Genomic DNA, 7,245 nt, shown 5'->3' with positions numbered 1-7,245 from the left:
CCACCAGCGATCACGCCATCAATCTTAACCGGACCACTGGCTTTTGAGGCAATTAAATCATTGCCCACTGAAATCAGCTCAACGCTGGTGAAATTTTTTAAATCAAACTGACCGTTGTTACGCAGTACGTTTCCCCCTGGGTCACCTTCAGTTCCCAAATCTGGCAAACCATTGCTAGAAAATGACAGACCATAATCTTGGTTGTTTTCCATCCGATTCCCACGCAGTATCGGTCGAGCGTTCCCGCCAACCTCTATTCCTGTCAGGTTTTCAGAGGTTTGGTTCTCGACCAGCCTTGGCGCTGCATCACCATTAACAGAAATGCCATTACCAACTTTTTTACAGGTATTCCCTTGGATTTGCCCTTTGGCATCCTTGGTAATCGATATCCCTTGACCCTCTATACCACTACCAATGAAATTATTATCTTTAACTTCTGGTGTGGCTTCACCTGTGACATAAACCCCTTCACGATTGCACTCTTTGAAGGTACAATTAGCAACAATAGGGCTACCAGACTCAATCCAGGCACCAGTGCCCCGGCGCTCACGATTGGTCATAGTTACTCCCCTGAGCTCCGTATCCTTAGCTAGGATAAGGGTCACGTTTTGACCAGGAAGGAAACGGCTGTTGTAGTTCCCGTTGCCTTCAATTAAGATGTCCTTGCCTTTGTTGGCTTCATCGCCTATAATCTTTACACCAGTGGGATCTTTCAGCGGAAAGGTTTCACCACTGCTGGTATTATAATTACCAGGTTTTAGTTTAATTTCGTCACCTGATCCAGCTGATTGGAATGCTTTGGTAATAGTTTTAAAGGGCGTAGATTCGCTACCATCAGCGCTATCATTTCCAGTAGCTGGATTGACGTATAGAGTTGCCATAATTTAAGATTACCCAAAACGCTTAAGAACACAGCAAAACGGCGGTGTCACCCATCAGAGGGTTCACCACTTGCTAATTTCCTGAGCAGGAGGCTAACATTCTTTAGAAATACTCTTAAGAATTGTTACCTAGATAGTGTGCCTGCTTTTACTGCCTATATCTCACAGTTTAAGCTCGATTTTCAGGAAATGTCCATATTAATCAGTCCTTAGTCTTTAGCCCTTAGTCTTTAGTCTTTAGTGCTTTGAGTTTGGTCTTGGTGATTAGTCCTTTCTCCAAATTGACTAACAGATTGACAAAGATTAGGTCTCCTGGCAGCTACCGAGCACCAAGTAGAAAGCACCAAGCACGAATTACCAAGCACCAATGACTAATGACTAATGGCACTTAAGCCGATTTGCTCTGGATTTCCTGTTCTGGCAAGGTCAGAATCTCTACGCCGTCAGCAGTGACCACTACAGTGTGTTCAAATTGGGCAGAAAGTTTGCGATCGCGTGTTAGAGCTGTCCACTTATCAGCTAGAATTTCCACTTCGTAGGTACCTTCGTTAATCATTGGCTCGATAGTGAAAACCATACCAGCCCGGAGGCGTTTGCCTTTCCCTCTAGTGCCATAGTGAGGAATTTGGGGAGCTGTATGGAAAATCTTGCTAATGCCGTGTCCAACAAAGTCTCGCACTACGGAAAAGCCGTTGGACTCGGCATACTCTTGGATAGCAGCACCAATATCGCCAACTCTTGCTCCTGGCTTGACCTCAGCAATACCACGCATCATACACTCTTCAGTAACTTCCACCAGCTTTTTTGCTAGGGGTGAGGGAGTACCAACAAAAAAGGTTCTAGAGGTATCCCCGTGATATCCATCCAGCTTTGGTGTTACGTCAATATTAATGATGTCCCCATCTTTAAGGATTTGCTTACCGTTAGGGATACCGTGACAGACAACCTCATTGATACTGGTACAGATAGATTTAGGAAAGCCCTGATAACCTAAGGGAGCACTGATTGCCCCATGCTCTTTTGTCCAGCGTTCCGCTTCATCATTAATCTCTAGGGTGCTTACCCCTGGCTTAACCATGGGTTCTAAATGGTCTAACAGTGCAGTGGCTAAGCGTCCAGCAAGACGCATTTTAGCTATTTCTCTACTGGATAAGATGACAATTCGTTCAGCTGCCATGAGTGTTTATTCCGTCAATTACCCGAAAACTTAGGATAAAATACACTATTTGTTGTTTTTTTAATTGTACAATAATGTGATCCCTTATTAACGCCGGTCGGCTTGAGAGTAATAGGTGAGGTATATTGTGGGTTTTAGGCAACAGGCAACAGGCAACAGGCAACAGGCAACAGGCAACAGGCAACAGGAATCCCCCCTACTGCCCTTAATAAGGCTGATCTGACTGCCCATCTCCCTATCTCCTCATCTCCTCATCTCCCCATCTCCCCATCTCCCCATCTCCCCATCTCCCTGCTCCGCTGTTCCCGACAACTGCCAAGAAGTCTAATAGAATAGGTCAGTTGATAAGACCAAGTAGGAGTTGATTGTGGAAGTCAAAGCCGCAGTAGCTTTTGAAGCAGGCAAACCGTTATCCATTGAAACGGTTCAGGTAGCCGAACCTAAGGCGGGTGAGGTGATGGTGGAAATTAAAGCAACCGGAGTATGCCATACCGATGCCTATACCCTCTCTGGCGCAGATCCAGAAGGACTATTCCCAGCCATTCTAGGACATGAGGGAGCAGGTGTAGTGGTTGAGGTGGGTGAAGGGGTGACTAGCGTCGAGGTAGGAGACCATGTAATTCCTCTCTACACGCCTGAGTGCCGTCAGTGCGAATACTGCTTAAGTGGTAAAACCAATCTCTGTCAGGCAATTCGGAATACCCAAGGACGTGGTGTGATGCCCGATGGTACCAGTCGCTTCTCTGTGGATGGCAAAATGCTGCATCATTACATGGGCACATCCACCTTTGCTAACTATACCGTACTGCCAGAAATCGCAGTCGCAAAAATTCGGAAAGATGCTCCCTTTGATAAAGTTTGTTACATCGGTTGCGGAGTTACAACGGGTATTGGTGCTGTGATCAATACCGCTAAAGTTCAACCAGGTTCGAGAGTCGTGGTATTTGGACTTGGGGGAATTGGTTTGAATGTGATCCAAGGGGCACGGATGGTGGGTGCTAGCCAAATTGTAGGTGTTGATATTAATCCTAATAAACAACAACTTGCGGAAAAATTCGGCATGACGGATTTTGTTAATCCTAATGAAATAGAGGGCGATTTAGTCCCTTACATTATTGATTTAACTAAAGGGGGCGCTGATTATAGTTTCGAGTGTATTGGTAATGTTAAGGTGATGCGCCAAGCTCTAGAATGCTGCCACAAAGGTTGGGGTGAATCTATTATTATCGGTGTCGCCGGTGCTGGAGAAGAAATCAATACTCGACCGTTTCAATTGGTTACCGGACGGGTCTGGCGGGGTACAGCTTTTGGGGGAGCTAGAGGACGCACGGATGTTCCTAAAATCGTAGATTGGTATATGGAAGGTAAGATTAATATTGATGACATGATTACCCATGTCATGCCCTTAGAACAAATTAATGATGCCTTCGATTTGATGCATAAGGGTGAGTCGATTAGGAGTGTGGTGACGTTTGGATAGTTGTTCGCGTAGCGTGGCCAAAGGCCAAGGTTAATTCAGAGGTTTAAGGTTGAAGGTTTAAGGTTCAAGGTTTAAGGTTTAAGCGTTGAAGGTTTAAGGTTTAAGGTTTAAGCGTTGAAGGTTTAAGGTTTAAGGTTGAAGGTTTAAGGTTTAAGGTTTAAGGTCAAGAGTCTAGAGTCTACAGACCTGGAAACATTTCTAGTTCACAACACCCACCCTACACCCTACACCCTACTCCCTACTCCCTACTCCCCCATGACAATCAAGATTAGGAAATATCTGCTCAACAGGAGTCCCGTTAAATGGTTGCGCCGTCAGAATAATCGTGCCATCCTTTGCTATTACCCAGCCTTGGGCTTCGATAATCACTTTTTTGTCTTGACGGGGTCTGACTGTTCGCGATTCGTGGCCAAAGGCCTTTGCTTGCGCTTGTAATGGTTTTCTGGTGCTGGGTAACCTAGGACGAGTCCGCCACCTGACTGTTCTGTGGGCATTAATCACTGGATCCTCTGGAGTTGGTGGTAAACCGCCTTTGCCGGTAATGGTAAAGGAACTGCCCCCAGCAATTCTATTATTCTCAAAGCCACAAAGGTCATTGGCCAGGATCGCTTCTGCATCCACCAGGATTCCTGGCAATTCGTTTAAGCCTGAGGTCGGGTCTACCTGGGAGATGTTGAGAATTACGTCACCGTTGAAGGATGAGCCACGGTCGGAGGTGGAAGTAATGTCATTGTCTGGAGTTTCACGGTCTCGAAATTCTAAACCAAAGATGCCTTTGGCATTAATCTCAACACGACCTCCTGAGCCAATGGTAACATTATCTCCTTCGGCTTTTAGAGCATTGGCGGTGATGTCGCTATTTCCCAGACCGACTAGGGTATCAGTATCAATAAATATATTGCCCCCATCGGTATTCTGGGCGTCAGTTATAATCTTGCTTTCGTTGAGGAGTCGGATGTCACCAGCTTCCAGCCTAATATTGCTTTTGTCTCCTCCTGCTGTTTGTGCTGTGATTCTGCTATTGTTGTCAAGGAAGATGGAGTTGGCATTAATGTTTACTTCCCCGGCTGAAGTACCTGCTTCAAAGCTTCTAGCACTAACTTGTGCTCGATCAGAGATTATTAACTTGTCAGTGGTAATTTTCAAAAACCTTCCGGCATTTCCTGTCCCTTGAGCTTCAGTAAACAAGCCGCTAGGAAACTCACCATCGTCTAAGGTACCAGTACCAATGAGTTGAACACTAGAGGAGGCATTGACAGTCACATTTCCCCCGTCCCCTTCACCAACAGTGCCAGCTGAAACTTGTGCTCCATCTTTGACAATTAATTGCCCAGTGGCTATATTGACATCTCCCGCTTTTCCTTTCCCTTGAGTTTGAGTCAAAAAGCGGCTGACAAGCCTACCATCAGCTGAGGTACCAATCAGTTTAACCGTAGAGGAAGCATCTACAGTCAAATTTCCCCCGTCTCCTTGACCAAAAGTACTAGCTGAAACAACTGCTCCATCAGAGATAATTAACTCCCCGGTGGTAATACTCACATCTCTTGCATTTCCGGTCCCTTGAGTTTGAGTAAACAAGCCGCTGCGAAACCGACCGTCGGCTGAAGTTCCAATCACTTGAACAGTAGATTTAGCATCCACACTTAGGCTTCCCCCATCCCCTTCACCCAAAGTACCAGCTGAAACAACTGCTCCATCGGAGACAATTAATTGCCCAGTGATAATATTCAACTCTCCCGCATCTCCTGTTGTTCCCTGATTAGTTTGAGTAGACAAGGCACTGGGAAATCGACCATCGCCTGACCTACCAATAACTTGAACAGTAGAGTCGGCATTCACTGTCAAATTTCCGCCGTTCCCTTCACCAAGAGTCCTAGCTGAAACTTCTGCTCCATCAGAGATAATTAACTCCCCAGTGGTAATATTCAACTCTCCCGCATTTCCTTTTGAGCCTCGATTAGCTTGAGTAAACAAGCCGCTGGGAGCGCGACCATTGGCTGAATTTCCAATAACTTGAACAGTAGAGTCGGCATCCACAGTCAAATTTCCGCTGTCCCCTTCACCAAAAGTGCCAGCTGAAACTTGTGCTCCATTTTTGACAATTAACTCCCCAGTGGTAATACTGACATCTCCCCCATTTCCTTTTGAGCCTGGATTAGCTTGAGCACCCAAACCGCTGGTAAACTGACCATTGGCTGTCGTACCAATGAGTTGAACAATAGAGTCGGCATTGACACTTAAGTTTCCCCCATCCCCTTCACCAAAAGTGTCAGCTGAAACTTGTGCTCCATCTTTGACAATTAACTCCCCAGTGGTAATACTGACATCTCCCCCATTTCCTGTTGCTCCTGGAAAAACTATGGCTCCTAAGATGCTGATAGTACCATCAGGCGCACCAACCACTCGAACAGATTCAGTGGCATTTACTGTCAAATTTCCCCCCTGCCCTGAGCCTAATACATTCGCAAATATGCTAGAACCACCCTCAAGGCTGAGCTGAGAAACCTCAACCACTGTCCCACCGCCACTGCCACTCCCTTCGGTATCCGCAACAATAAAAGAGCGATCGCGTAAACTCACATTACCCCCCTGAATCTGGATACTCCCACCACCTTCACCACTGGTAATGACTCTAGCCCCTTGGGACAAACTAATATCCTGAAATGCTTGAACTCCTGAATAATCCAACACAAAACTAGTATCGGTTGGGGTCAATTTCACCACACTATTAGAACCAACACTCCCTAGCTCAATCCGTCCATCCAATGCACCTAGAACACCACCAGGAATAGTAACCTCACCACCAATTAGCCCCAATGTTTGACCATCTGGTACCTGAAACAGACGAGACTGATTAGTAATAGTCCCTGGATTGGAACCATATTGCAACCCAGAGGGAATATTAATCGTCAACAACGGTTTTCCATTGGGATTTAATGTGCTGAAAACTGTGCCATCCTCAAACAACACACTATCAGCAGTACTCCCAAAAAATGACCCTCCCACATCCAGTCTGCTATTGGGACCGAAGACAATCCCATTGGGATTAATCAAAAATAAATTAGCATTACCCGATACGCCTAAAGTCCCCAAAATATTGGAAACATTACCTCCAGTTACCCGACTCAGGATGTTAGCAACTCCAGCAGGATTAGCAAAATAAACTCGCCCAAACTCGGCCACATTAAAATCCGAAAAGCTGTGGAAAAGATTACTCTCTCTAATCGCCCCACCTTCTATCAAATCCGCTAGGTCTCCGTTAACAGTAACATTGGGCGTTACCACAGAGCTTTCATTCCCCAGGGTATTATCTGGGGTAATTTGCCCTAATGCCGTAGTTGCAGCTAGTAGAGAATACAGCACAACGCTAGTTGCTGGCAAAAGTCGGTAAATCCGAGGTTTCATAGTAATCAATAAGCTACCGAATTCTCGAATTATTCCATAAAATAAATATCAGCTAAATATCAGCTTGATTGATTTACAAATTTTTTACTTCTAGTTTACGTATACTTTACTTATACTTTACAAAAACAGGTAGAAGTTGCCACAGTAGCGGTGATTACGGTAGTGGTTTTCCCCTTAAATAAAAGCTCAAAGTTGTCAGTATTCAGCTATCAGTTATCAGTAGAGTACGGTGGGCAAAGTAATCATTTCGTGACCTCAGGTGTGGGGTGTAGGGGGTGGGGTGTGGGGTGTGGGGTGTGGGG

General features: G+C 45.6%; 4 protein-coding genes. 1 reads left to right on the top strand and 3 read right to left on the bottom strand.

Annotated elements, in window-relative coordinates; translation table 11 throughout:
* A partial coding sequence (locus AC4II3_RS19705; RefSeq protein ID WP_488012078.1) for a DUF1565 domain-containing protein occupies window positions 1-881 on the bottom strand: 881 nt, incomplete at its 3' end.
* A 388-nt stretch (window positions 882-1,269) separates the two neighbouring features.
* On the bottom strand, window positions 1,270-2,058 hold the full coding sequence (gene map / locus AC4II3_RS19700; RefSeq protein WP_488012080.1) for a type I methionyl aminopeptidase: 789 nt from the start codon (window positions 2,056-2,058) through the stop codon (window positions 1,270-1,272).
* 367 nt (window positions 2,059-2,425) lie between these two features.
* On the opposite strand from map, the gene AC4II3_RS19695 reads away from it, so the two are divergent.
* Complete coding sequence (locus AC4II3_RS19695; RefSeq protein WP_488012082.1) at window positions 2,426-3,538, top strand: S-(hydroxymethyl)glutathione dehydrogenase/class III alcohol dehydrogenase; 1,113 nt, start codon at window positions 2,426-2,428, stop codon at window positions 3,536-3,538.
* A gap of 231 nt (window positions 3,539-3,769) precedes the next feature.
* Here AC4II3_RS19695 and AC4II3_RS19690 read toward each other — a convergent pair whose 3' ends face one another.
* Window positions 3,770-6,943: a two-partner secretion domain-containing protein gene (locus tag AC4II3_RS19690; protein ID WP_488012084.1), complete on the bottom strand. Its 3,174-nt coding sequence runs from the start codon at window positions 6,941-6,943 to the stop codon at window positions 3,770-3,772.
* Window positions 6,944-7,245: the final 302 nt, after the last annotated feature.

The organism is Moorena sp., assembly GCF_982860115.1.
The sequence above is the reverse complement of the archived record's forward strand: the minus strand, read 5'-3'. Positions and strand labels throughout refer to the sequence as shown.

Bases quoted from the DNA above. Each gene is read 5' to 3' on its own strand.
- map (WP_488012080.1), bottom strand. From the start codon at position 2,058: ATGGCAGCTGAACGAATTGTCATCTTATCCAGTAGAGAAATAGCTAAA.
- AC4II3_RS19690 (WP_488012084.1), bottom strand. From the start codon at position 6,943: ATGAAACCTCGGATTTACCGACTTTTGCCAGCAACTAGCGTTGTGCTG.